The organism is Pseudomonas schmalbachii (genome assembly GCF_017589465.1).
In the GTDB taxonomy this organism is placed as follows: domain Bacteria; phylum Pseudomonadota; class Gammaproteobacteria; order Pseudomonadales; family Pseudomonadaceae; genus Pseudomonas; species Pseudomonas schmalbachii.
On sequence record NZ_JAELYA010000002.1, the window covers coordinates 330,797 to 354,507 of the forward strand.

Below are 23,711 nucleotides of genomic sequence, written 5' to 3' on the forward strand. Positions count from 1 at the left end.
GCGCGCTGGATAGCATCAGACCTTAACTCCAGCGATAGCGAGCTCCCTTGAGCGCAGCCGTACCTCCACGCCCTGCCAACCCTCCGCCCGGCGCCCTTCTGGATACCCGCCAGCGGGTGGAAACCCCGGAGGGAATCGACCTGCTGCTGCGGCCGGCCGGAGTCATCCCGCGTGCCCTCGCCTACCTGATCGACCTCGGCATCCGTGGCCTGCTGATGCTGGCGATGTTCATGCTGCTGGCGTTCCTCGGCGAGTTGGGCACCGGTCTCGGACTGCTGCTGACCTTCATCCTGACCTGGTGGTACATGGTGCTGTTCGAAGTGCTCAACCAGGGCCGCTCGCCCGGCAAGCAACTGATGGGCCTGCGCGTGGTGCATGACGATGGCACGCCGGTCGGCTGGTCGGCCTCGCTGCTGCGCAACCTGCTGCGTTTCGCCGACATCCTGCCGTTCGGCTATACCCTCGGCCTGCTCAGTTGCCTGTCCAACCGCGAGTTCAAGCGCCTGGGCGATATCGCCGCCGGCACCCTGGTGATCTATCGCGAGCCCACCCCGGCCCGCCCGCAACTGCCGGACGTCCCGCCGCAGCTTTCCCCCTGGCCGCTCAGCCTGGAAGAACAGCGCGCCTTCATGGGCTTCGCCGAGCGCGGCGCCAGTCTCTCCGCCGCGCGCCGGGAAGAACTCGCCGGCATCCTCGCCGAGCCGCTCGGCGTACCCGCGGCGCAGGCCGAAGCACGGATCAACGGCATCGCCCGCGGTCTGCTCGGCAGCGGGAACGGCAGATGAAGCAGAGCCTGTTCGAACAACGCCATCAGGGCGAGTGGAAGCGCTTCGCCAAGCGCCTCGAACAACTGGAGGGCGGCAAAAAGAACGGAGACTCCACCCCCGTGGGCGATTTCGCCGCCGATTACCGGCGCATCTGCCAGCAGCTCGCACTGGCCCGGGAGCGCGGCTACAGCAGCCACCTGATCGACCAGCTGCAGCAACTGGCGATGCGCGGCCACCAACAGTTCTACCGTCACCGCAGCCACCTGGGCTCACGCATGCTGGGCTTCCTGGTCGCCGGCTTCCCCCGCCTGGTCCGCGAGGAATGGCGCAGCATCGCCGTCGCCAGCCTGCTGTTCTACGGCAGCCTGCTGCTGATGGGCGTGCTGGTCTACGGCTTCCCCGACCTGGTCTACAGCCTGCTGAGCGCCGACCGCGTCGCCGAGATGGAATCGATGTACGCACCCGACACCAGCCGCCTCGGCCCGATGGGCGCACGCGACACCGGCGACGACTGGCAGATGTTCGCCTTCTACATCATGAACAACATCGGCATCGCCTTTCAGACGTTCGCCAGCGGCCTGCTGTTCTGCCTGGGCACCCTGTTCTTCCTGCTGTTCAACGGCCTGATGATCGGCGCGGTGGCCGGTCACCTGACGCAGATCGGCTACGTGGAGACCTTCTGGTCCTTCGTCATCGGCCACGGCGCTTTCGAGCTGACCGCCATCACCTTCGCCGGCGCCGCCGGCCTCAAGCTCGGCTGGGCGCTGCTCGCCCCCGGACGCCTGAGCCGCGGCGAAGCCCTGCGCCAGGCGGCGGCGCGCAGCGTGCGGCTGATCGGCGGGGTGATCGTGCTGCTGCTGCTCGCGGCCTTCGTCGAAGGCTACTGGTCGTCGGTGACGGCCTTCGGCCCCAGGGTCAAATACGCGGTCGGCGCCCTGCTCTGGCTGCTGGTCGGCAGCTATTTCGCATTCGCCGGACGGACTCGCCATGCGCCTGACTGATGCCAGCGTGGCGATCCGCCCGCGCAGCGCCTGGGAAGCGCTGGACCTCGGCATCCTCCTGGCGCGCCGCCACGCCGGATTGCTGATGGCCAGCTGGGCGCTGGTCAGCCTGCCGGTGTTCCTCGTCCTCAGCCTGCTGCTGTGGGACTACTCCGGCTGGGTCATCCTGCTGTTCTGGTGGCTGAAGCCGGCCTTCGACCGCCTGCCGCTGTACATCCTGTCCCGTGCGCTGTTCGCCGATACGCCGACGCTGAAGGAAGCGCTGCGCGCCTTCCCCGGTCTGCTGAAGACGCAACTGCTGCCCAGCCTGCTGTGGCGCCGCTTCAGCCCGATACGCAGCTTCGCGCTGCCGGTACAGCAGCTCGAAGGCCTGAAAGGGGAGGCACGCCAGCAGCGGCTCGCCGTCCTCCGCCAGCGCAACACCGGCGGCGCGACCTGGCTGACGCTGGTCGGCATGCACCTGGAACTCGCCCTCTGGCTCGGCCTGATGGCGCTGTTCTACCTGCTGCTGCCGCAGCAATGGCTGTCGGACTGGAAATGGCAGGCGCTGATCCGCGCCACCCAGGACAACTGGCTGTGGCTGGATCACCTGTCCAACCTGCTCTACGCGCTGGTGTTGGTGGTCTGGGAGCCGGTCTATGTAGCCTGCGGCTTTACCCTCTACCTGAACCGCCGCACGGAACTGGAAGCCTGGGACATCGAGCTGGTGTTCCGCCGCCTGCGCCAGCGCCTGATCGGCAGCGCCTATGCCGTGTTGCTGCTGATCGCCGGCGGCCTGGTCCTGTTGCCTGCCGAGCCGTCCTGGGCCGCCGCCAGCAACGCACAGAGCTGCGCGCTGCCATCGCAGGACCCGAACGGGCCGGAAGCCCCACGGCTGATGAAGCAGAAGCTCAGCAGCGAGCAGGCGCACAGGGCGGCGGAAGAGATCCTCGCCGCGCCGCCGTTCAGGCACAGCGAAACCGTGACCCGCTGGCGCCTGGGCGAGAAGAGCTCCGCGCAGCCGACCGGGGATGCCAGGGATGAAAGCGGGTTGCGCTCGCTGATCGATGCCCTGGAGAACTGGCGGGTGTTCAGGACCATGACGCTGATGATCGAGGTGCTGCTCTGGGCCGCGCTGTTCTGCGTGATCGCCCTGCTGCTCTGGCGCTACCGCCAGTGGCTGCGCCTGTTCGCCGGGCGACTGGGGCTGGCGCAACGCGTCTCCCCCGCAGCCCCCAACGTCATGTTCGGTCTGGAGCTCGCGCCGGAAAGTCTTCCGCAGGATGTCGCCAGCACCGCCGAACGCCTGTGGAACGACCAGCCGCGCGCCGCCCTGGGCCTGCTCTATCGCGCCCTGCTGAGTCGCCTGCTGCACGAACTCCGTGTGCCCCTGCGCGACTCGAACACCGAGGGCGAAGTGCTGGAAAAGGTCCGGACACTGGAAAGCGCCGAGCTGAACAGTTATACGCAGTCCCTCACCCACCACTGGCAGGCGCTCGCCTACGGCCACGTGGCGCCGCCGGACGAGCTCAAGGCCAGCCTGTGCGATGGCTGGCGCCAGCTGTTCGGCAGCGGGGTGCAGGCATGACGCGGACCACCCGTTACCTGGTCGGCCTGCTGGTGCTTGCGCTGCTGGGGGCGGGCGGCCTCTACCTGTATCGCAACCTGACCCCCTACAGCGAAACCGTCGAGCACGGCCCATCGCCGGCCGCGCGCGCCAACGATTATCTGGCTGCGGAAACCTTTCTCAGCGACCATGGCATCAAGGTTGCCACCGCTGGCGGCCTGGAAGTCCTCGACTCCCTGCCCGCCAAAGGACATACGCTGGTCCTCCTCGCCAGCCGGGAGAACGTCACGCCGGGCCAGACCGACCGCCTGCTGGACTGGGCGAGCAAGGGCGGCCACCTGATCGTCACCGCCGAGCGACTGTGGGACGAGAAACAGGGCAAGAGCGGCGACCTGGTTCTCGACCGCCTCGGCGTACAGCAATTCCTCAGCGAGGACTTCGACAAGCGCAACGACGAGGCCGTGGAAGAGCAGGCGGAAGCGGACAGCGAAGCCTCGGACGCTCCCGACAGCGCCGGCAAGGACGAGCCCTCGCTGCTCGGCGACGATCCCTATCCGGAACTGACCAAGCTCTACCTGGAAAACGAAAGCGCGCCGGCCTACATCGGCTTCGATACCGACTATCACCTGTTCGACTCGCGCAACCTGGCCTACGCCTGGGCAAACAGCCAGGGCTCCACCCACCTGCTGCAACTGCGCCAGGGCGATGGCCTGGTGACCGTGCTCACCGACAACTGGATCTGGCAGAACGACAAGCTCGACCATTACGACAACGCCTGGCTGCTCTGGTACCTGACCCAGGACAGCGACGTCACCCTGGTCTACCGCGCCGACAACGACAACCTCGCCGTGCTGCTCTGGCGCAACTTCCCCGAGGCGCTGGTCGCCCTGGCCGTGCTGATCCTGCTGGTGCTGTGGCGCGCCGGCCTGCGTCACGGCCCGCTGCAGCCGGCGCCCAGCCGCGCACGCCGGCAGCTGGAAGAACACCTGCGCGCCAGCGCCGACTTCCTGTTCCGCCAGCGCGGCCACGTCGCCCTGCTGCAGGGTCTGCAGCGCGATATCCTGCGCCGGGCGCGGCAACGCCAGCCCGGCTTCGAACACCTGCCCGTCGCGGAACAATGGCAGGTCCTCGGCCGCCTGACGCGCATGCCGAGCAGTGCCATCAGCCAGGCCATGCGCCCGTATCCGGGCCAACGCCTCTCCGCCGCCGACTTCACGCGCCAGGTCGCCCACCTGCAAAGTCTCAGGAACGCTCTATGACCGAACATACGCCCGAACAACCGAACCTGACTCCGGCCGACCCGGTGCCCGCCAGCCCCGCCGTTCAGCGCCAGCGCGCCAGCCAGCTGGCCCAGGCCCTGCGTCACGAGCTGCAGAAGGCGCTGATCGGCCAGGTCGGCGTGATCGACGAGGTGCTCACCGCCCTCCTCGCCGGCGGCCACGTGCTCATCGAAGGCGTCCCCGGCCTCGGCAAGACCCTGCTGGTGCGCGCCCTCGCCCGCTGCTTCGACGGCAGCTTCGCGCGCATCCAGTTCACCCCCGACCTGATGCCCAGCGATGTCACCGGGCACGCCGTGTACGACCTCGCCAGCGAACAGTTCAAGCTGCGCAAGGGCCCGGTGTTCACCCACCTGCTGCTGGCCGACGAGATCAACCGCGCCCCGGCCAAGACCCAGGCGGCCCTGCTGGAAGTCATGCAGGAGCGCCAGGTCACCCTGGAGGGCCGCGCCCTGAACGTGCCGCAACCGTTCATGGTGCTGGCCACGCAGAACCCCATCGAGCAGGAAGGCACCTACCCGCTGCCCGAGGCGGAGCTGGACCGCTTCATGCTCAAGCTGCGCATCGACTATCCGGACGAGTCCGAGGAACAGACCCTGGTGCGCCAGGTCACCCGCTCGGCGCGCAGCGACATGCTCGACGTTGCCGCCCTGCGGCCGCTGCTGAAGGACAAGGACGTGCTGGCCCTACAGAAGATCGCCAGCGAACTGCCGATCGACGATCAGGTCCTCGACTACTCCGTGCGCATCGCCCGCACCACGCGCACCTGGCCCGGTCTCACGCTCGGCGCCGGCCCGCGCGCCTCGATCGCCCTGGTGCGCTGCGCCCGCGCCCGCGCCCTGCTGCGCGGCGGCGACTTCGTCGTTCCCGACGACGTCAAGGGCAGCGCCCTCGCCGTGCTGCGCCATCGCGTGCGCCTGTCGCCGGAGCTGGAGATCGAAGGCCTGTCGGTGGACCAGGTGCTGCAGCAACTGCTCGACCAGGTACCGGCACCGCGCACATGAAACCGTCGCGCGCACTGCTCGCGCTGCTCGGCGCCCTGCTGGCCGCGGCGATCCTGCTCGGCAGCGCCACCGCCCTCGGCCTGCACCCGCCGGAGCTGCTCGGCAGCCTCTGGCGGGGGCTGCTGGTCGCCGTGGTGCTGCTCGCCCTGCTCGACGCCTTCTGGCTGCACCGCCTGCCTTCGCCACGCCTGGAACGCCAGCTCAGCGGCAACCTGCCGCTGGGGCGCTGGAGCGAGGTACGCCTGCAACTGCATCACAACTTCACCCAGGCACAGCGCGTGACGCTGTTCGACCACCTGCCCGCCGGCATGGATTTCGAACACCTGCCGCAGGCGGTCGAGCTGCGCCCGGGCGAAAGCACGCAGCTCGGCTATCGCGTGCGCCCGTTGTCGCGCGGGCATTTCGTCTTCCCGCGCTGCGAAATCCAGCTGCGCAGCCCGCTGCGCCTGTGGCGTGGCCGGCGCTATCTGGAAACCCGCGACGAGACCCGCGTCTACCCCGACTTCGCCCGGCTCTACGGCGCCGAACTGATGGCCGTGGACCACTGGCTGAACCGCATCGGCGTACGCTCCGGGCAGCGCCGCGGGCTCGGCCTGGAATTCCACCAGCTGCGCGAATTCCGTGACGGCGACACGCTGCGGCAGATCGACTGGAAGGCCACCGCACGCAAGCGCACGCCGATCGCCCGCGAGTATCAGGACGAACGCGACCAGCAGATCCTCTTCCTCATCGATTGCGGCCGGCGCATGCGCAGCAAGGACGGCGACCTCTCGCACTTCGACCATGCGCTCAACGCCAGCCTGCTGCTGGCCTACGTGGCGCTGCGCCAGGGCGATGCGGTGGGCCTGATGACCCTCGCCAGCGACCATCCGCGCCATCTGCCGCCAGCCAAGGGCAGCGGCCAGCTCAGCGCGCTGCTCAACACGGTCTACGACCTCGACGCCAGCCAGCGCCCGGCGGACTTCTCGGCGGCGGCCCAGGCCGTGCTCAGCCGCCAGCGCCGGCGCGCCCTGGTGGTGCTGGTGACCAACCTGCGCGACGAGGACGACGAAGACCTGCTCGGTGCGGTGAAGCGCCTGGGACGCCAGCATCGCGTGCTGGTGGCGAGCCTGCGCGAGGAAGTCCTCGACCGCCTGCGCCAGACGCCGGTGCAGGGCTACGAGGACGCCCTGGCCTATTGCGGCACGCTGGACTACCTGAACTCGCGCAGCGACCTCCACGAAAAGCTCGCCGCCCACGGCGTACCGGTGCTCGACGAACGCCCGAGCCGGCTCGGACCGGAACTGGTCAGCCGCTACCTGGGCTGGAAGAAGGCGGGAGCGATCTGAAGCAACACGTAGGTTGGCGCTGAACGCAGTGAAGCCCAACATCTGCCGGGCGTGGCACTGTTGGGCTTCACTGCGTTCAGCACCAACCTACGATAAAGCGCGGGCTACCGTCCCTGGTGCCCCCGATGACCGTACAGGTCGGCTCAGCGCACCCTGCGCTTCAGACCGACTCCACCTGACGGCGAAAACTGAAATAACGGCGCAGGGCGTCGACCAGCTCCACATATTCGGCCGGCGGCGCCACCAGGCAGAAGCCGGAGTCGTAGTTCCCCGGATTGACGTCCTCGCGGCACCACTGGCAGGTGGCGGCGAATTCGATGAGTTGCAGCTTGCCGTCCTGCCCGGGAATCTTCAGGCGCATTTCGAAACGGCCGCCGACCAGCATCGGCAGCTGGCTGATGAGCATCATGCCATCGAGCGAAATGTTGCCGATGTAGCCCATCGGCTTGTCGGTGACGCAGTTGAACACCTTCAGGTAATACGGCAACTGATGACGCTCTATATGTCGTTGTTCACGCATAGGGCTTTTCACTGTTGATGTATCCGTCAATATGACGATGCCGCCCACTACGGGTCCGCACTATGGGCAGTTCGACGCCAGCCGCGAAGTCAACTCGCGACGGGCCGTGTCGATCTGGGCATCGCTGAAATAGGTTCGTTCGCCATTGGCTTCCTTGCTGTAATAACGGCCACCCTGGCTGAGGCGGGCGAGATCATCGTGCCATCGCCGGCACTGCGTGGCTACCCTGGCCTGCTGCTCCGCCGCCCGTTGCGCCACCGCTACCTGCTCGTCGCGGCGCGCCTGGTAGAACTGCCGGGTACGCTCCTCGCGCTCGCGGGTCGCGGCATCGCGCTCCACCACCTGCGGTTTCACCTCGACGCGCTGCGCCCCGGCAGGCGGCGTTTCGCCGAAGTGCAGCTTGCCCTCGGCGTCGGTCCAGCGATAGATATCCGCCACCGCCACCAGGGGGAAAACCCAGGCGCACAGGCACAGGATGCGCATCGACTCCTTCCTCCATGAAGTCAGCAGGAGTTGTCGACACTTTTCGACAACTCCTTGAGCTTAGCGGCCCGCCTGTCCCGCTCAAGCCAGCCACGACCGGCGGTCAGGGCAGCGCAACCGAGTGGCTGCTCTCGCCGCGCAACCTGCCGTTGGCACGCAGGGTCTCCAGCCGCGCCTTGGCCCGGTAGGCATACTCGCTGGTCGGATAGCGGGCGATGATGAACTCGTAGGTCTGCGCGGCGTCGACGAAATACCGCTGCCGCTCCAGGCACTGCCCGCGCAGCATCGACATCTCCGGCTGCAGCCAGGGCCGCGCACGGCTCCGGCGCTCGGCCTGGGACAGTTCGAGCATGACGCGGTCGCAATCGCCGCTCTTGTACGAGCGGTAGGCGTTGTTCAGGTGATAGTTGCTCGACCAGCTGTTGCAGCCGGCAAGCAGCAGGGTCAGGAACAGGACGCAGAGCGTGCGCATGACTGGAAATCCTCCGTTGCCATTCGTATCGGCGCCGGCCTCGAGAACTGAAGGGCTGCCCCGGATCAAGCGGCAGAGGCTAGGCTTGCTTTGCAATGGGTCAGACCGATCCGAGGAACGTCCCCAATGAAACTGCAGAACCTGCTCGTCGTCATCGACCCCACCCGCGAGGAACAGCCCGCCCTCGCCCGCGCCCGCTGGATCGCCGAGCGCAGCGGCGCCAGCCTGGAACTGCTCGCCTGCGACTACACCCCGGCGCTGGACAACGCCCTGCTGGTGGCCCAGCGCGACCTGGAACGCGCCCGTCTGATGCAGCAGGCCGAACGCCTGGCCTGGCTGGAGCGGATGGCCGGACCGCTGCGCCATGACGGCATCGCCGTCACCTGCCATACCCTCTGGGGCAAGCCGCTGTACCGGCAGATCATCAGCCGCGTCGAGCAGAACCAACCCGATCTGGTGCTGAAGTCCACCAGCCGCCACGGTCTGTTGAAACGCCTGTTCCTGACCAATACCGACTGGCAACTGATCCGCCACTGCCCGCAGCCGCTATGGCTGGTCCACCAGGGCGAATGGACCGGGCAACGCCTGTGCGCCGCGCTCGACCCGCTGCACGAGAGCGACAAGCCGGCCGCCCTCGACCACCGGCTGATCGGCATCGCCCGCGAATTCGAGCAACGCCTGCAGTTGCAGGCGCACTACCTGCACAGCTACATCGCCGTGCCGCAGACCCTGGCCTTCAACGCCGAACTGCTGGCCGACTACGACGACTACGTGAAACGCACCGAGCAGCACCATCGCCAGGCCTTCGACAACCTGCTCGACCAGCACCCGGCCATCGACCGGCGCATGAGCTTCCTCGAACAGGGCTTCGCCGAAGACGCCATTCCCGAATTCGTCCGCCGGCACGGTATCGACCTGCTGCTGATGGGCGCCGTGGCGCGTGGCCAGCTGGACAACGCGCTGATCGGCCAGACGGCGGAGCGGGTGCTTGAAGAGGTGGAGTGCGATCTGCTGGTGGTCAAACCGGGTGCCTGAGGCGTATAAGGCGACCGCCGGGTCGCCGCTGTCACATTGTGGTGGTAGCCTGCACCTGCGTTAGACAAGGAGTAGAGAATGACACCTCGCCGCACCAAGATCGTCGCCACCCTTGGCCCATCCAGCAACTCCCCGCAAGTCCTCGAACAACTCATCATCGCCGGCATCGACGTCGCCCGCCTGAACTTCTCCCACGGAACCCCCGACGAACACCGCGCCCGCGCCCAGCTGGTACGCGAACTGGCTGCCAAGCACGGCCGCTTCGTCGCCCTGCTCGGCGACCTGCAGGGGCCGAAGATCCGCATCGCCAAGTTCGCCAACAAGCGCATCGAGCTAGCCGTAGGCGACGTCTTCCGCTTCTCCACCAGCCATCCGCGCGACGCCGGCACCCAGGAAGTGGTCGGCATCGACTATCCGGACCTGGTCAAGGACTGCGGCGTCGGCGACGAGCTGCTGCTGGACGACGGCCGTGTGGTGATGCGCGTGGAATCCACCAGCACCGATGAACTGCAATGCCGCGTGCTGATCGGCGGCCCGCTGTCCGACCACAAGGGCATCAACCGCCGTGGCGGCGGCCTGACCGCGCCGGCGCTGACCGAAAAGGACAAGGCCGACATCAAGCTGGCCGCGAGCATGGACCTGGACTACGTCGCCGTTTCCTTCCCGCGCGACGCCAAGGACATGGAATACGCCCGCAGCCTGCTCAAGGAAGCCGGCGGCAGCGCCTGGCTGGTGGCGAAGATCGAACGCGCCGAAGCGGTGGCCGACGACGAGGCCCTCGACGGCCTGATCCGCGCCAGCGACGCGGTGATGGTGGCGCGTGGCGACCTCGGTGTGGAAATCGGCGATGCCGAACTGGTCGGCATCCAGAAGAAGATCATTCTGCACGCGCGCCGCTACAACAAGGCGGTGATCACCGCGACCCAGATGATGGAGTCGATGATCCACAGCCCGATGCCGACCCGCGCGGAAGTCTCCGACGTGGCCAACGCCGTGCTCGACTACACCGACGCGGTGATGCTTTCCGCCGAGAGCGCCGCCGGCGAATACCCGGTGGAAGCGGTGCAGGCCATGGCGCGCATCTGCCAGGGCGCCGAGAAGCACCCGACCACCAAGAAGTCCACCCACCGCCTGGGCCAGACCTTCGAGCGCTGCGACGAGAGCATCGCCCTGGCGGCGATGTACACAGCCAACCACTTCCCGGGCATCAAGGCGATCATCTGCCTGACCGAAAGCGGCTACACCCCGCTGATCATGTCGCGCATCCGCTCCTCGGTGCCGATCTTCGCCTACTCGCCGCACCGCGAGACCCAGGCGCGAGTGGCGCTGTTCCGTGGCGTGGAAACCATCCCCTTCGACCCGGCCGCGCTGCCGCCGGAGAAGGTCAGCCAGGAGGCCGTCGACGCGCTGCTGCAGCGTGGCGTGGTGACCAAGGGCGACTGGGTGATCCTGACCAAGGGCGACAGCTACACCACCCAGGGCGGCACCAACACCATGAAGGTGCTGCACGTGGGTGATCTGCTGGTCTGAGCCGCTGCAAAAACGACAAAGGCCGTCCACAGGGACGGCCTTTGTCGTTGGCATAACCGGAACACGTACCGCGAAACCCAACGGCGTAACGCCTCGGCAAATGTCGGGGTTGGCGCCCTTGTAGGTTGGGCTGAGCCTGCGAAGCCCAACGGTGAAGTATCGGGCTGACGTTGGGCTTCGCTGCGCTCAGCGCCAACCTACGGACGTCCCCAACGGTTTCATGGGCTGGCGTAGGTCAAAACCCGAGCAACGGCAGCGAGGCCAACAGCCATCACGGCCCGGGCATTCGGCCCCAGGCTTATCCACAGGCTTTTCCATGGTTTATGTGGGCAAGCCTCAGATGAACTTCGAGAAATCCGGCTGCCGGCGCTGGGTAAAGGCGCTTAGGGCTTCGATGGCTTCCGGCGTGCTCAAACGCCCGACGAACACATCCCCTTCCTCGCGCACCACGCGGCGCAGTTCGTCGATGTACGGCGCCTTCATCAGCCGCTTGCTCACTGCCAGGGCGGACGGCGCCAGGCTCAGCAGCTCCTGCGCAGCCTGCCGGGCGCGCTCCAGGGTGGCGGCGCCATCGGCCAGCACTTCGCCGGCGATGCCCCAGGCTCCCGCCTGTTCGCCGGTGAAGCCGTCGCCGCGCAGCAGCAGTTGCGCCGCCCGGGCATGGCCGAGCAGGCGCGGCAGCAGGTAGCTGGAGCCGAATTCCGGGCACAGCGCCAGGTTGACGAAGGGCATCTTCAGCTTGGCATCGCGGCTGACGCAGACCAGGTCGCAGTGCAGCAGCAGCGTGGTACCGATGCCCACCGCCGGGCCGGCCACTGCGGCCACCACTGGCTTGCTGAAGTCCATCAGCGCGCGCATGAAGCGGAACACCGGGCTGTCCGGGCCGGTCGGCGGCTGTTCGAGGAAGTCGACGATATCGTTGCCGGCGGTAAAACAATCCGCGCTGCCGGCGATCATCACCACGCGCACGCTGCTATCGCCTTCCGCCGCTTCCAGCGCATCGGCGAGGCCGGCGTACATCGCCGCAGTGAGGGCATTCTTCTTGTCCAGTCGATTCAGGCGCAGGGTCAGCAGGCCCTGTTCGCGCTCGACGAGAATGTGTTCGCTCATGGTTATTCCTTGTTGTTCAGGCGTGAGGCAAAAAGACATCTGCCAGCATCTGGCTACGCGGCACGCCAGCCAGGTACAGGCGGCGGGAGAACAGTTCGATGCTGGCGGGGCTGCCGCAGAGTAAGGCGATGGTCTGCCGCGACACAACACGCAAACGGCTCAGGACATCGGCCACTTCCGCGGCAGTCGCCAGGTCCACGTCCAGCTCCGGGTGCCGCGCAGAGAGTTCCGCCAGTTCCGCCGCGAGATAATGTCCGCCGGCATCATGGGCGAGATGAATCAGACGGATGGGACCATGATGATGGTCGCGCAGGGCCTGCCGCAGTACGCCCCAGAGCGGCGCCAGGCCGGTGCCGGCGGCCATCAGCAGCAGCGGGCGGTCCTGCCATTCCGGCTCATAGCGCAAGGCACCGCCGCGCAGTTCGCCGAGACGCACCTCGTCGCCCACCTGCAGGCAACGGGCGAAGTCGCAGAAGGCGCCGGGTTCGCGGCAGTCGAGGTGGAACTCCAGCCACGGGTCCTCGCCCGGCAGGCTGGCCAGCGAATAGGGCCGCGCCACGCCGCTGGAACTCCACAAAATCAGATGCTGGCCGGCGCGATAGCGCAGCGGGCGCTGCGGCTGCAGGCGCAAACGGAGGACATCCACAGCCGGCCAGTCGACGGCGGCCACCGTCGCCGGCAGGCCGTCGCGCTGCGGATCGAACGCCTCGACGGCCACGTCCTCGATCACCCGGCACTGGCAGGACAGCCGCCAGCCTTGCGCACGGCGCGCCGGGTCCAGCGCTTGCGGCTGGTCGTCGAGCACGTCGCCACGGCTGCAGCGCACCAGGCAGGCATGGCAACTGCCGGCCCGGCAGCTGTAGGGCACGGCAATGCCCGCGCCGAGCAAGGCATCCAGCAGGTTGGCGCCGGCCGGCACCGTCCAGCGCTGCGATCCGGCCTGAAGTTCTGGCACGCGTTTTCTCCTCGAATGGCGTCCGCTGCAGCCACGGTAGAGCGCCCGTTCATCGCCTGGCAAGGCGCGCAGCGGGCGATTGCCGACCAATGTAGACCCATTGCCGGGTGTGCCGGCGGGGTGGTGGCGGTATACTACTGCGCCTTTTTGCGCCGGGGCCTGAGCCGGCGCGCCGTGATCCATCAGCTTAATTAGCCTGAATTTCCCGCCTGAAGAGGACCGTGCTCCATGGCCGTGATCAAGCAAGACGACCTGATCCAGAGCGTCGCCGATGCGCTGCAGTTCATCTCCTATTACCACCCCGTGGATTTCATCCAGGCCATGCATGAGGCCTACCTGCGGGAGGAATCCCCGGCCGCACGCGACTCCATGGCGCAAATCCTGATCAACTCGCGCATGTGCGCCACCGGCCACCGCCCGATCTGCCAGGACACCGGCATCGTCACCGTGTTCATCCGCGTCGGCATGGACGTGCGCTGGGACGGCGCCACCATGAGCGTCGACGACATGATCAACGAAGGCGTACGCCGCGCCTACAACCTGCCGGAGAACGTCCTGCGCGCCTCCATCCTGGCCGACCCGGCCGGTGCGCGTAAGAACACCAAGGACAACACCCCGGCGGTCATCCACTACTCCATCGTCCCGGGCAACACCGTGGAAGTGGACGTGGCAGCCAAGGGCGGCGGCTCCGAGAACAAGTCGAAGATGGCCATGCTCAACCCGTCCGACTCCATCGTCGACTGGGTCCTGAAGACCGTTCCGGAAATGGGCGCCGGCTGGTGCCCGCCGGGCATGCTCGGCATCGGCATCGGCGGTACCGCCGAGAAGGCCGCGGTGATGGCGAAGGAAGTCCTGATGGACGAGATCGACATCCACGAACTGAAGGCCCGCGGCCCGCAGAACAAGATCGAGGAAATGCGCCTCGAACTGTTCGAGAAGGTCAACCAGTTGGGCATCGGCGCCCAGGGCCTGGGCGGCCTGACCACCGTGCTCGACGTGAAGATCATGGATTACCCGACCCACGCCGCCTCGCTGCCGGTGTGCATGATCCCCAACTGCGCCGCTACCCGCCACGCCCACTTCGTCCTTGACGGCTCCGGCCCGGCTGCGCTGGAAGCCCCGCCGCTGGACGCCTACCCGGAAATCGTCTGGGAAGCCGGCCCGTCCGCGCGCCGCGTCGACCTCGACACGGTCACCCCGGAAGAAGTGCAGAGCTGGAAGCCGGGCGAGACCCTGCTGCTCAACGGCAAGATGCTCACCGGCCGCGACGCTGCGCACAAGCGCATGGTCGACATGCTGAACAAGGGCGAAGAACTGCCGGTGGACCTGAAAGGCCGCTTCATCTACTACGTCGGCCCGGTCGATCCGGTTGGCGACGAAGTGGTTGGCCCGGCTGGCCCGACCACCGCGACCCGCATGGACAAGTTCACCCGCCAGATCCTCGAAACCACCGGCCTGCTGGGCATGATCGGCAAGTCCGAGCGCGGTCCGATCGCCATCGAGGCGATCAAGGACAACAAGGCCGTGTACCTGATGGCCGTCGGCGGCGCTGCCTATCTGGTGGCACAGGCGATCAAGAAGTCCAAGGTCCTGGCCTTCGCCGAACTGGGCATGGAAGCGATCTACGAGTTCGACGTGAAGGACATGCCGGTCACCGTAGCGGTCGACACCAACGGCGAGTCGGTGCACATCACCGGCCCGGCGGTATGGCAGAAGAAGATCGCCGAGAGCCTGGCGGTGGAAGTGAAGTAAGCCTTCGCTGCTGCATGAGAAAGCCCGACCTTCGCGTCGGGCTTTTTCATTTTTCCGATCATTCGCTACCGCACGTCTCCTGCCTGTGGTGACTCCCGCGTTATGCCAGTCCAATGCACGAGGGGGCACAGAACAGGAGAACGCACATGTTCAAGCGCCTGATCCCGCTGCTTCTACTCTCCCTGGCCGTCGCACTGGGTGGTTCTTCTTGCGATAACCAAGGAGGCAATGGCGACGGCGGTTCACAGCAAAGCCAACCCGCAGGTGGTGGTGGCGGTGGTGGCGGATACTGAAACGAGAGCCCGGCCTCAGAGCCGGGATTTTTTGTGGTTCACACCCTGTAGGAGCGCGCCATGCGCGCGATCGCGGGCATGGCCCGCTCCTACGGTCAGCCGCGGCACGAAGTTCCTGTGGAGCGAGCTCTGCTCGCGAACACCGGCAAAGCAAAAGCTTCGCGAGCAGAGCTCGCTCCTACAGGGGGCGCTCCGGCAAGGCTCCTACAACTCGATCTTCGTCCCCAATACCCCTAGGAACTTCGCCAGCCACGCCGGATGCGCCGGCCAGGCCGGGGCGGTGACCAGGTTGCCTTCGACGTGGGCGGCGTCCACCGGGATATCCACGTACTCGCCACCGGCCAGGCGCACTTCCGGGCCGCAGGCGGGATAGGCGCTGCAGGAGCGGCCCTTGAGCACACCGGCGGCGGCCAGCAGCTGGGCACCGTGGCAGACGGCGGCGATGGGTTTCTTCGCCGCGTCGAAGGCCTTCACCAGTTCGAGCACCCGGGCGTTCAGGCGCAGGTATTCCGGCGCGCGGCCGCCGGGGATCAGCAGGGCGTCATAGTCCTCGGCGCGCACCGCGTCGAAATCGGCGTTCAGGGCGAAGTTGTGGCCCGGCTTCTCGCTGTAGGTCTGGTCGCCTTCGAAATCGTGGATGGCGGTGCGTATCGTCTGTCCGGCCTTCTTCTCGGGACACACCGCGTGCACGGTGTGACCGACCATCGACAGCGCCTGGAACGGCACCATGGTTTCGTAGTCTTCGGCGTAGTCGCCGACCAGCATCAGGATCTTCTTCGCAGCCATCTCGCTTCTCCGGGCAGTACGTCCGATCACCATGACCGGGCCATCCCCTCTAGGGTAGCCGCAGGCGCGACCTCAGCGGCGACGGTCGAGGAAGTTCACCACCAGCCGGTCCAGCGCGCCCCACAGGCGTTGGCGCAGACGCTTCCACCAGGGCCGGGCGCGCCAGGTTTCCAGGTCGATTTCCTGGCTCTGGGCGAAGTCGGCGGCCAGGCACTGCTCCACGGCGGCGGTGAATTCCGCATCGTGGGCTTCCAGGTTGGCCTCCAGGTTGAAGCGCAGGTTCCAGTGGTCGAAGTTGCACGAACCGACACTGGTCCAGTCGTCCACCAGGACCATCTTCAGGTGCAGGAAGCGCGGCTGGTATTCGTAGATGCGGATGCCCGCGCGCAGCAGGCGCGGGTAGTAGCGCTGGCCGGCGTAGCGCACCGGCGCATGGTCGGTGAGCCGGCCGGTGAGCAGCAGGCGCACTTCCACGCCGCGCTGCGCAGCCTTGCGCAACGCCCGGCGGACTTTCCAGCTCGGCAGGAAATACGGCGTCGCCAGCCACACCCGCTGGCGCGCACCGCGCAGGGCACGGATCAGCGACTGCAGAATGTCGCGATGCTGGCTGGCGTCGGCATAGGCCACCCGGCCGAGCCCGGAACCGCTGCTGGGAAACGGCGGCAGGCGGGTCAGCAGCATGCCGTCCTTCGGCCGCCAGGCCTTCTGTTCCAGGCAGGCCTGCCACTGGCGCTCGAACAGCGACTGCCAGTCGGCGACCACCGGCCCGGACATTTCCACCATCACTTCGTGCCAACTGCTGCTGTTGTCCCGTGCCGACCAGAACTCGTCGGTGGCGCCGGTACCGCCGACATAGGCCAGCCGCTGATCCACCAGCAGCAGCTTGCGGTGATCGCGGAACAGGTTGCGCATGCCGGAGCGCCAGCGCAGCGGGTTGTAGTGGCGGAATTCGCCGCCGGCCTCGACCAGCTTGCGGCTCCAGCCGCTGCCCAGCTTCAGGCTGCCGAAGCCGTCGAACAGGCAGCGCACCTTGACCCCACGCTGACAGGCCTCCAGCAGCGCGGTGAGCAGCGCTTCGGCGCAACTGCCACCTTCCACCAGATACAGCTCCAGTTCGACCTTGCATTCGGCGGCGGCGATGCAGTCGAGCATGCGCGGAAAGAAGTTCTCGCCGTCGCAGAGCAGGGCGAAGCGGTTGCCGCTTCGCCAGGGAAAGACCGGTCCTTTCACCGGGAGGCGAAGATCAGCACGGCGCCCACCGGCACCGACTGGCCAATGTTCTTCAGCCCGGCCAGCTTGCGCAGGCTTTCCACACCGGCAGTCAGGCCGAAGTCCGCGGCACTCACCACCAGCGGCGACAGGGTCACGACCTGGAAGCGGTGCTCATCCAGGCGAGTGACCAGCACCTCGGCCGTATATTTCCTGCTCTGCCCGTGCAGGGTCAGGCTGAGCGGCAGGCGCATCTCCAACTGCACGCCGTCGGCCAGACCGACGATCGGCCGCAGGTCCAGCTGTGCCTCGATCTTCGCCAGGGGAAAGTCCTTGCTGTCGAACAGTTGCTCGCGCATGCGCTCGTCGCGCAGGGGGATGCCGCTGCTGACCGAGTCCAGCTCGATGCGCAGGCGGGCTTCGCCCTTGTCGCTGACGCTGCCGTGCATGACGAGGAAGCGGCTCACCTCGGCCACGTCGGCATTCTTGGTGGTGACGAAGGTCAGCCGCGACGACTCGTAGTCGAGATACCAGGCGGCCTGGGCGGATGCGGCCCAGAGGGCCGCGACGAGGAAGGCGAACAGCGAGCGCATGGAGGTCCTTGTAGCGCGAGGAGGATTGGGCGAAACGATAGCGGCCCCGCGCGCCGTTGCAAACCTCGCCGCGCCGGCTTCAGAGCCTGCTTACGATCTCGCGAGCTAAAGCAGAACAAGGCGAGAACGGGCTCTCAGGGCTGTTGCTTGACCACCTGGCGAAACCCCAGCACCGCGAATACCGGCACTTCCGGGGTGATCGACGGCAGGCTGGCGAGCTCCTTCAGCGGCTTCAGGCGCTCCTCCAGGTCGAAATCGACCAGCTTGAGCACCAGCGGCTCCAGCGTCGCGACCTGCACCCTGCCCTCGCTCAGGCGGCTGACCAGCACCTCGGCCTTGAGCCGGCGCTGGTGGCCGTGCAGGTCGAGGTTCAGATCGACCTGCTGCGCCCGCGACTGGCCAACCTGCAGGTCGTCGAAACTGGCCAGGTCGAGCTGGCTGCTGATGGTGGCCTGTGGATAACGCTGGATCTCGAAGAAGGTTTCGCGCAGACGCTCGTCGCGCAGCGCCAGGCCACTGTCGATGCTCTCGATGGGCACCAGGATGCGCGCTTCGCCCTTGTCGTCGATCTGCCCCGAAAGCCGGTCGAAACGCATCACTTCGGCCATTTCCCCGCGCTTCACCGAGACGAAGCTGATCCGCGAACTTTCCGCATCCAGTTGCCAGTCGGCCATGGCCAGCGGACTCGCCAGCAGCGCCAGCGCACACATCAGATAACGCATGTTTCCTCCATCACGAACCGCCATCCCGTGCGGCCCGCACTACTCCTTGGGCAAGGCATCCGCCTCGGGCAACAGCCGGCATCCTTCGCGCGCACCGACCCAGACGGCAGTCTGCGTACTGCCGAGGCCGCGGGCGGTGACCCGTCTACTTCGCGGGTCATCGCGAAATCCGCTTATCGGCACGTACTGTCTGGTATAGGCCTGACAATAGTCCGCCGAGTTCCCCATGACATAACGACAGGAACAATATTCCTTGGCCGTATAGGCGCCGATGATCGCCGGGAACGCGGTGAGATGGACGCGGTAGCTCCACGCCAGTGCGGCGAGCGCCAGCAGCAGGAGGGCCAGTGCGCAGAGCAGCGGATGACGGCGGATCATGGCTGCGGCTCCTTGCTGACGAAGGCCGCGCGGGCCAGTTTGAGGAAGGCGTCGTGGCGGTAGCTGGCGTCGCGGTCGTCGGCGTAGCGGACGATCACCAGCTTCTCTTCGGGCAGCACGTACAGCGCCTGGCCCCAGTGACCGAGGGCGGCGAAGGTGCCTGGCGACGCGCTCGGCCAGGGCGCCGGCGCCCCCTCCAGCGCGCGGTTGAGCCACCATTGTCCGCCCGGCACCGCCTCGCCGGGCTTTTCCTCCTGCGGGTGGTAGTACGGGAACGGTGTCAGCACGAATTGAATCCAGTCCCGGGGCAGCAACTGCCGCTCCCGCCAGCGCCCTTCGCGCTGCATCAGCAGGCCGATGCGCGCCAGGTCGCGGGCGGTCATATAGGCGTATGAGGAACCGACGAAGGTACCGCTGCCGTCACGCTCCCATACCGCCGAACGAATCCCCAGCGGCTCGAACAGCGCGGTCCACGGGTAGTCGGGATAGGCATCGCCGACCATCTGCCGCAGCGACGCCGAAAGCACATTGCTGTCGCCGCTGGAATAGCGGAAGCGCTGGCCGGCTGGCGCTTCCTGTGGAAAAGGCGCGGTGAATGCGGCCATGTCGTTGCGGCCGCGGGTATAGAGCATGGCCACCACCGAAGAGGTCAGCGGCGCGTACTCGTAGTCCTCCTCCCAGGCCAGACCGGAGGACCAGTTGAGCAGGTGGCGCAGGGTGATCTGCGAATGCTCGCGGAACGGCGGGTAATACTGCGCCACCGGATCGTCGAGCCGGAAGCGTCCCTCGCCGTAGGCCACGCCGAGCACGCTGGCCATCACGCTCTTGCTCACCGACCAGACCAGATGCGGCGTCTCCGGCCGGGTCGGGCCGGCGTAGCGCTCGTAGATCAGTTGGCCGTCGCGGATCACCACCACGGCATCGCTGCGGATGCCCTTGCGGGACCGCTCATTGCGCAGGGGAAAGGCGTAGGCCTCGAAGGCGGACAGGGCGGGGCCTGTGGGGATCGGGGCGCGGGGCCAGTCGGGGTCCGGCCAGGCTTCGGCGGCTTGGGTTGGGATGGCGAATGCCAGGAGGGCGCAGAGCAGCAGGCGGGGCAGGATGCTGGGCATTCGTGGGGCTCTTGTTGTTTGGTGCGGGAATACTAGAGGGGGAATGTGACCGCCTTGGAACCGGATTCCCTCACCCTAACCCTCTCCCAGAGGGAGAGGGGACTGTTTTGCGTCAAGCGAAACACCGTGCTCATTGCAGCTCCGTGCTGCCCCCTCTCCCTCTGGGAGAGGGCTGGGGTGAGGGGAACAGACAGCCCCTCACTTGCCCAGACAGATCCCCATCTCACCCAACGCCCTCTCCAACCGCTTCGCCCTTGCACTACCAGCAATCCCCAGCACACCACGATCCCTTTTCCACAACGCCGCCCACTCCGCCGGCCCCTGGGCGAAAGCCGCGTCCAGGTCGGCGGACAACGCTTCGAACTGGGCAAACAACCCAGCCAGCAGCAGATGCGTCGCCGGGCTGTATGCCGGCTGGCGGCTGGCTTCGGCGCAGCCGGCGAGCAGGCCCGTCAGGCGCAGCGACAGGCTGCGCGGCCAGCCGCTGTCGAGGCCCACGCCGTACAGCCAGGCGCCCAGTGCGGCCAGTACGTGCAGGTCTTCGAGGGTGCGGAACGGCTTGCAGTAGGCATCCCAGCCGTCGCCCGGCAGGCGTTCGCAATGGGCGCCCTCCAGCAGCAACCGGGCATGGGGGATGTCCGGCATCAGCGGCAGGGCCGGCAGCGTTTCCAGGCGGGCGTTGGGCGTGCCGGCCAGCAGCACGGCCAGCGTCAGGTGCGGCGGCTGGCCGGCCGCTTCGTCGCGGGCGGCCACCAGCCACCAGGCGGCGCTGTCGCCGGCGGTGACGAAATCCTTGCGTCCGTGCAGCAGCAGGCCGTCGATGCGGGTCTGCATGTCGGCCGGGCGCACGCTCTTGTTCTCGGTGACGCACAGCGCTCCCAGGCTCATCGGTGCGGCCGGCCAGAGGGCGCGCAGGGCCGCCTGGTAGCCGGCGAGGAAGGCCAGCCCCGGCGTCGCGGCCACGCGCCCGCCATGCACGGCGAGTTGCAGGCTGCTCGCCGTGCCGGCGGCCGAGAGCAGTTCGGCATACCAGTCTTCCAGGGAGAGACCGGCGGGCAGGCGGTCGAGCGGGCCGAGCAGGCATTTCCAGGGCATCGCGAGGTCCTCGTCGAGGTGTTGTCGTTGTCATACAAGCATCACGCCAACGTCACGGTGGTGACACCGCGCGTTCTTAGCCTGAGCTTGCACAACAAAACCGACCGGCCGCAACCCGCTTGGCCGGCTGACGGAGGCAAGCGCATGAGCCAGATCGCCCTTACTTGTGACGTATCGACCGAACGCCGCCTCAAGGCAGTGCGCCTGCGCGGCAGCCGCGCCCTGCGCGAAGCCCAGGCGCTGCGCTACCGGGTATTCAGCAGCGAATTCGAGGCCCGCCTGCAGGGCGCGGAACTCGGCCTGGACATGGACGACTACGACCGCCACTGCGCGCACATCGGCGTGCGCGACATGACCAGCGGCGCGCTGGTGGCGACCACCCGCCTGCTCGATCATCGCGCCGCGCAACGCCTGGGCCGCTTCTACAGCGAGGAGGAATTCTGCCTCGAAGGCCTGGACAAGCTGGAAGGGCCGATCCTGGAAATCGGCCGCACCTGCGTCGATCCGGCCTATCGCAACGGCGCCACCATCGCCGTGCTATGGGGCGAGCTGGCGGAAGTGCTCAACGAAGGCGGCTATCGCTACCTGATGGGCTGCGCCAGCATCCCCATGCACGACGGCGGCATCCAGGCGCAAGCGGTAATGCAGCGCCTGCGCGAGCGCTACCTGTGCAACCAGAACCTGCGCGCCGAGCCGAAGACGCCGCTGCCGCAGCTGGATGTACCGGACAACCTCATCGCCGAACTGCCGCCGCTGCTCAAGGCGTACATGCGCCTGGGCGCGAAGATCTGCGGCGAGCCGTGCTGGGACCGCGATTTCCAGGTGGCCGACGTGTTCATCCTGCTCAAGCGCGACGAGCTGTGCCCGCGCTACGCCCGCCACTTCAAGGCCGCCGTGTGATGCGCAGCGGACTGCGCTACACCCGCCTGCTGCTGGTGCTCGCCCTCGGCGTGCTGCTGGCCGCCAAGGTGAGCCTGCTGGAACGCCTGCCGCGACGGGACTGGATGCCCCTGCGGCAGACGCTCACCCGCTGGTGGCTGGCGCGCCTGAGTGCCGCCCTGCCGCTGCGCATCGAAGTCCACGGGCAACTGCCGCAGCAGCCGGCGCTGTGGGTCGCCAACCATGTCTCGTGGATGGATATCCCGCTGCTCGGCGCCCTGCAGCCGCTGTCCTTCCTGTCCAAGTCCGAAGTGCGCCAGTGGCCGCTGGCCGGCTGGCTGGCGGAAAAGGCCGGCACCCTGTTCATCCGCCGCGGCGCGGGCGACAGCCTGCAGGTCGGCCGGCAGATCAGCGAACACCTGGCGCGCGGCCATTCGCTGCTGGTCTTCCCGGAAGGCACCACCACCGACGGCCGCGGCGTGCGCACCTTCCACGGCCGCCTGCTGACCAGCGCCATCGAGGCCGGCGTGCCGCTGCAACCGGTGGCGCTGCGCTACCGGCGTGACGGGGACCTGGATGAGATCGCGCCCTTCATTGGCGACGACGAACTGACCAGTCATTTGCGGCGGTTGTTCGGGAAAGATCGCGGAACGGTGGAAATCCACCTGTTGGACATGCTGCCCAGCGCCGGCCAGGACCGCTCGCAACTGGCCCGTCGGGCGCGGGAGATGATCCTGAAGCGGATCGGCGATGAGGTGGTGGAGCAGGACATCGCGGCCTGAGCCGGCCGTTGTCTTTGCCAGGTTGTTCGATGGGTATCGCTGCGCTCAACCCATCCTACGGAATCGCCGAGACCTGTAGGAGCCAGCTTGCTGGCGATCAACCGAACTCGCCGGCTGCTACGAAGCAGTTGGCAGCGCACCAGATCGCCAGGAAGCTGGCTCCTACACGAAAGCGGGCAACCCGCGCCCATCGATAGCTATGCCGTCTTCGCTGGCGGCACCACCAGAATGTCGCAATCCAGCTCGCGCAGCGCGTAGTCGGCGACGCTGCCGATCAGCGCGCGCTTCACTCCGCCCATGCCGCGGGTGCCCATCACCAGCAGGTCCGGGCGGTGCTTGTCGACCATCCGCTGCAGCACGCTGGTGGGCAGGCCCACCGCTACCAGTTGCTCGTCGATGAGATCCTCCAACTGCTCGTCGCGCAGGAAGGCCTTCAGGTCATCCACCGCCTTGCGCGTCTCGCTGCTGACGAACTCGTCGATCTTCTCCTCGACGACCCCGGCGTACTCCATCATGCCCTTGGCCATCGGGCTGAACGCACAGACGCTGCGCTTGCACGCCCCCTCCAGCAGGCCCAGTTGCGCGGCGGTGCGCACGGCGTGGGCGGAGGTCGGCGAGGTATCCAGCGCCAGCAGCAGGTCGCGGTATTCGCCGGCCGGCGGCTGGCTCACTACCAGCACCGGCAGCTCGCTGGCACGCAGGACCCGCTCCACGGTGGTGCCGACGAAGATGTCGCGCAGCACGCTCTTGCGATGCGCGCCCATCACCAGCAGATCGCAACCCTTCTCCTTGGCGAGCTGGTTGATCCTTTGGTTGGGATCGCCCTTCTCGACGTCGATCTTCGGCGCATTTCCGGCCAGCCGGGTCAGTTCCACCAGCCGCGCTTCGAGGAGCAGCTTCACCTGGATGGCCTCCTGCTCGGCCATGGTGGCCGGCTGATCCTCGTCGACCACGTAGGCCACGTGCCACGGGCAGGCGAAGCGCTTGGCCAGGGCCGCAGCGCGCAGCAATGCCTTTTCCGATCGGACAGACAGATCCGTTGCGACCATCAGAGATTTCATCGTGCTCTTCCTCCAGAATCC

Annotated in this window: 25 protein-coding genes; 12 read left to right on the plus strand and 13 right to left on the minus strand. The window is 67.3% G+C overall.

Annotated elements, in window-relative coordinates; genetic code table 11:
- Nucleotides 1-47: 47 nt before the first annotated feature.
- The 6 genes from JFY56_RS07000 to JFY56_RS07025 are packed head-to-tail and all read left to right on the plus strand — an operon-like array spanning nucleotide 48 to nucleotide 6,923.
- Nucleotides 48-785: an RDD family protein gene (locus tag JFY56_RS07000; protein ID WP_208312812.1), complete on the plus strand. Its 738-nt coding sequence runs from the start codon at nucleotides 48-50 to the stop codon at nucleotides 783-785.
- Nucleotides 782-1,768: a stage II sporulation protein M gene (locus JFY56_RS07005; RefSeq protein ID WP_208312813.1), complete on the plus strand. Its 987-nt coding sequence runs from the start codon at nucleotides 782-784 to the stop codon at nucleotides 1,766-1,768. The genes JFY56_RS07000 and JFY56_RS07005 overlap by 4 nt, the downstream gene beginning before the upstream one ends.
- Nucleotides 1,755-3,335, plus strand: coding sequence for a DUF4129 domain-containing protein (locus JFY56_RS07010; RefSeq protein ID WP_208312814.1), 1,581 nt, complete (start codon nucleotides 1,755-1,757; stop codon nucleotides 3,333-3,335). The genes JFY56_RS07005 and JFY56_RS07010 overlap by 14 nt, the downstream gene beginning before the upstream one ends.
- Complete coding sequence (locus JFY56_RS07015) at nucleotides 3,332-4,573, plus strand: DUF4350 domain-containing protein (RefSeq protein ID WP_208312815.1); 1,242 nt, start codon at nucleotides 3,332-3,334, stop codon at nucleotides 4,571-4,573. Before JFY56_RS07010 ends, JFY56_RS07015 begins: the two co-directional genes overlap by 4 nt.
- Complete coding sequence (locus tag JFY56_RS07020) at nucleotides 4,570-5,595, plus strand: AAA family ATPase (RefSeq protein WP_208312816.1); 1,026 nt, start codon at nucleotides 4,570-4,572, stop codon at nucleotides 5,593-5,595. Before JFY56_RS07015 ends, JFY56_RS07020 begins: the two co-directional genes overlap by 4 nt.
- Nucleotides 5,592-6,923, plus strand: a complete 1,332-nt coding sequence (locus JFY56_RS07025) for a DUF58 domain-containing protein (RefSeq protein WP_208312817.1) — start codon at nucleotides 5,592-5,594, stop codon at nucleotides 6,921-6,923. Before JFY56_RS07020 ends, JFY56_RS07025 begins: the two co-directional genes overlap by 4 nt.
- 160 nt (nucleotides 6,924-7,083) lie before the next feature.
- Here JFY56_RS07025 and JFY56_RS07030 read toward each other — a convergent pair whose 3' ends face one another.
- From JFY56_RS07030 to JFY56_RS07040, 3 genes are all read right to left on the minus strand, one after another.
- Nucleotides 7,084-7,443 (minus strand): PilZ domain-containing protein, encoded by a 360-nt coding sequence (locus JFY56_RS07030; protein WP_208312818.1) that lies wholly within the window; start codon nucleotides 7,441-7,443, stop codon nucleotides 7,084-7,086.
- 60 nt (nucleotides 7,444-7,503) lie between these two features.
- Nucleotides 7,504-7,926: a DUF4124 domain-containing protein gene (locus tag JFY56_RS07035; protein WP_208312819.1), complete on the minus strand. Its 423-nt coding sequence runs from the start codon at nucleotides 7,924-7,926 to the stop codon at nucleotides 7,504-7,506.
- Nucleotides 7,927-8,029: 103 nt separating this feature from the next.
- A complete protein-coding gene (locus JFY56_RS07040; RefSeq protein ID WP_208312820.1) occupies nucleotides 8,030-8,398 on the minus strand; it encodes a tetratricopeptide repeat protein in 369 nt (122 codons plus the stop codon).
- Nucleotides 8,399-8,524: 126 nt separating this feature from the next.
- On the opposite strand from JFY56_RS07040, the gene JFY56_RS07045 reads away from it, so the two are divergent.
- Entirely contained in the window at nucleotides 8,525-9,433 is a 909-nt protein-coding gene (locus JFY56_RS07045; RefSeq protein WP_208312821.1) for a universal stress protein, read from the plus strand.
- Nucleotides 9,434-9,511: 78 nt separating this feature from the next.
- Nucleotides 9,512-10,963, plus strand: a complete 1,452-nt coding sequence (gene pyk / locus JFY56_RS07050) for a pyruvate kinase (protein ID WP_208312822.1) — start codon at nucleotides 9,512-9,514, stop codon at nucleotides 10,961-10,963.
- 336 nt (nucleotides 10,964-11,299) lie between these two features.
- Here the strand turns inward: pyk and JFY56_RS07055 are convergent, their stop codons facing one another.
- Both JFY56_RS07055 and JFY56_RS07060 read right to left on the minus strand, forming a co-directional pair.
- Nucleotides 11,300-12,073, minus strand: coding sequence for an enoyl-CoA hydratase (locus JFY56_RS07055; RefSeq protein ID WP_208312823.1), 774 nt, complete (start codon nucleotides 12,071-12,073; stop codon nucleotides 11,300-11,302).
- A gap of 16 nt (nucleotides 12,074-12,089) precedes the next feature.
- The gene (locus JFY56_RS07060; protein ID WP_208312824.1) at nucleotides 12,090-13,028 is read right to left on the minus strand and encodes an iron-sulfur-binding ferredoxin reductase; all 939 of its coding nucleotides are present in this window, start codon (nucleotides 13,026-13,028) and stop codon (nucleotides 12,090-12,092) included.
- 228 nt (nucleotides 13,029-13,256) lie between these two features.
- On the opposite strand from JFY56_RS07060, the gene JFY56_RS07065 reads away from it, so the two are divergent.
- Nucleotides 13,257-14,780 (plus strand): fumarate hydratase, encoded by a 1,524-nt coding sequence (locus JFY56_RS07065; RefSeq protein ID WP_208312825.1) that lies wholly within the window; start codon nucleotides 13,257-13,259, stop codon nucleotides 14,778-14,780.
- Between the two features lie 146 nt (nucleotides 14,781-14,926).
- Nucleotides 14,927-15,073, plus strand: coding sequence for a hypothetical protein (locus JFY56_RS07070; protein WP_208312826.1), 147 nt, complete (start codon nucleotides 14,927-14,929; stop codon nucleotides 15,071-15,073).
- 204 nt (nucleotides 15,074-15,277) lie between these two features.
- On the opposite strand, the gene JFY56_RS07075 is transcribed toward JFY56_RS07070, so the two are convergent.
- The 7 genes from JFY56_RS07075 to JFY56_RS07105 form a co-directional block, all read right to left on the minus strand.
- Nucleotides 15,278-15,859, minus strand: a complete 582-nt coding sequence (locus JFY56_RS07075) for a DJ-1/PfpI family protein (RefSeq protein ID WP_208312827.1) — start codon at nucleotides 15,857-15,859, stop codon at nucleotides 15,278-15,280.
- 72 nt (nucleotides 15,860-15,931) lie between these two features.
- Complete coding sequence (locus tag JFY56_RS07080) at nucleotides 15,932-17,089, minus strand: phospholipase D-like domain-containing protein (RefSeq protein WP_208312828.1); 1,158 nt, start codon at nucleotides 17,087-17,089, stop codon at nucleotides 15,932-15,934.
- Nucleotides 17,086-17,661: a YceI family protein gene (locus JFY56_RS07085; protein WP_208312829.1), complete on the minus strand. Its 576-nt coding sequence runs from the start codon at nucleotides 17,659-17,661 to the stop codon at nucleotides 17,086-17,088. Before JFY56_RS07085 ends, JFY56_RS07080 begins: the two co-directional genes overlap by 4 nt.
- A gap of 134 nt (nucleotides 17,662-17,795) precedes the next feature.
- A complete protein-coding gene (locus JFY56_RS07090; protein ID WP_208312830.1) occupies nucleotides 17,796-18,383 on the minus strand; it encodes a YceI family protein in 588 nt (195 codons plus the stop codon).
- Between the two features lie 39 nt (nucleotides 18,384-18,422).
- Nucleotides 18,423-18,761 carry an amidase gene (locus JFY56_RS07095; RefSeq protein WP_208312831.1) on the minus strand — a complete coding sequence of 113 codons (339 nt, stop codon included), beginning with the start codon at nucleotides 18,759-18,761 and terminating at the stop codon, nucleotides 18,423-18,425.
- On the minus strand, nucleotides 18,758-19,873 hold the full coding sequence (locus JFY56_RS07100; protein WP_208312832.1) for a serine hydrolase domain-containing protein: 1,116 nt from the start codon (nucleotides 19,871-19,873) through the stop codon (nucleotides 18,758-18,760). The genes JFY56_RS07095 and JFY56_RS07100 overlap by 4 nt, the downstream gene beginning before the upstream one ends.
- Nucleotides 19,874-20,071: 198 nt before the next feature.
- Nucleotides 20,072-20,968, minus strand: a complete 897-nt coding sequence (locus JFY56_RS07105; RefSeq protein WP_208312833.1) for an acyl-CoA dehydrogenase middle domain-containing protein — start codon at nucleotides 20,966-20,968, stop codon at nucleotides 20,072-20,074.
- Between the two features lie 144 nt (nucleotides 20,969-21,112).
- On the opposite strand from JFY56_RS07105, the gene olsB reads away from it, so the two are divergent.
- Nucleotides 21,113-21,868 carry an L-ornithine N(alpha)-acyltransferase gene (olsB, locus tag JFY56_RS07110; RefSeq protein ID WP_208312834.1) on the plus strand — a complete coding sequence of 252 codons (756 nt, stop codon included), beginning with the start codon at nucleotides 21,113-21,115 and terminating at the stop codon, nucleotides 21,866-21,868.
- Nucleotides 21,868-22,629, plus strand: coding sequence for a lysophospholipid acyltransferase family protein (locus JFY56_RS07115; RefSeq protein WP_208312835.1), 762 nt, complete (start codon nucleotides 21,868-21,870; stop codon nucleotides 22,627-22,629). The genes olsB and JFY56_RS07115 overlap by 1 nt, the downstream gene beginning before the upstream one ends.
- A gap of 197 nt (nucleotides 22,630-22,826) precedes the next feature.
- On the opposite strand, the gene JFY56_RS07120 is transcribed toward JFY56_RS07115, so the two are convergent.
- Nucleotides 22,827-23,690, minus strand: coding sequence for a universal stress protein (locus JFY56_RS07120; protein WP_236032476.1), 864 nt, complete (start codon nucleotides 23,688-23,690; stop codon nucleotides 22,827-22,829).
- Nucleotides 23,691-23,711 lie beyond the last annotated feature (21 nt).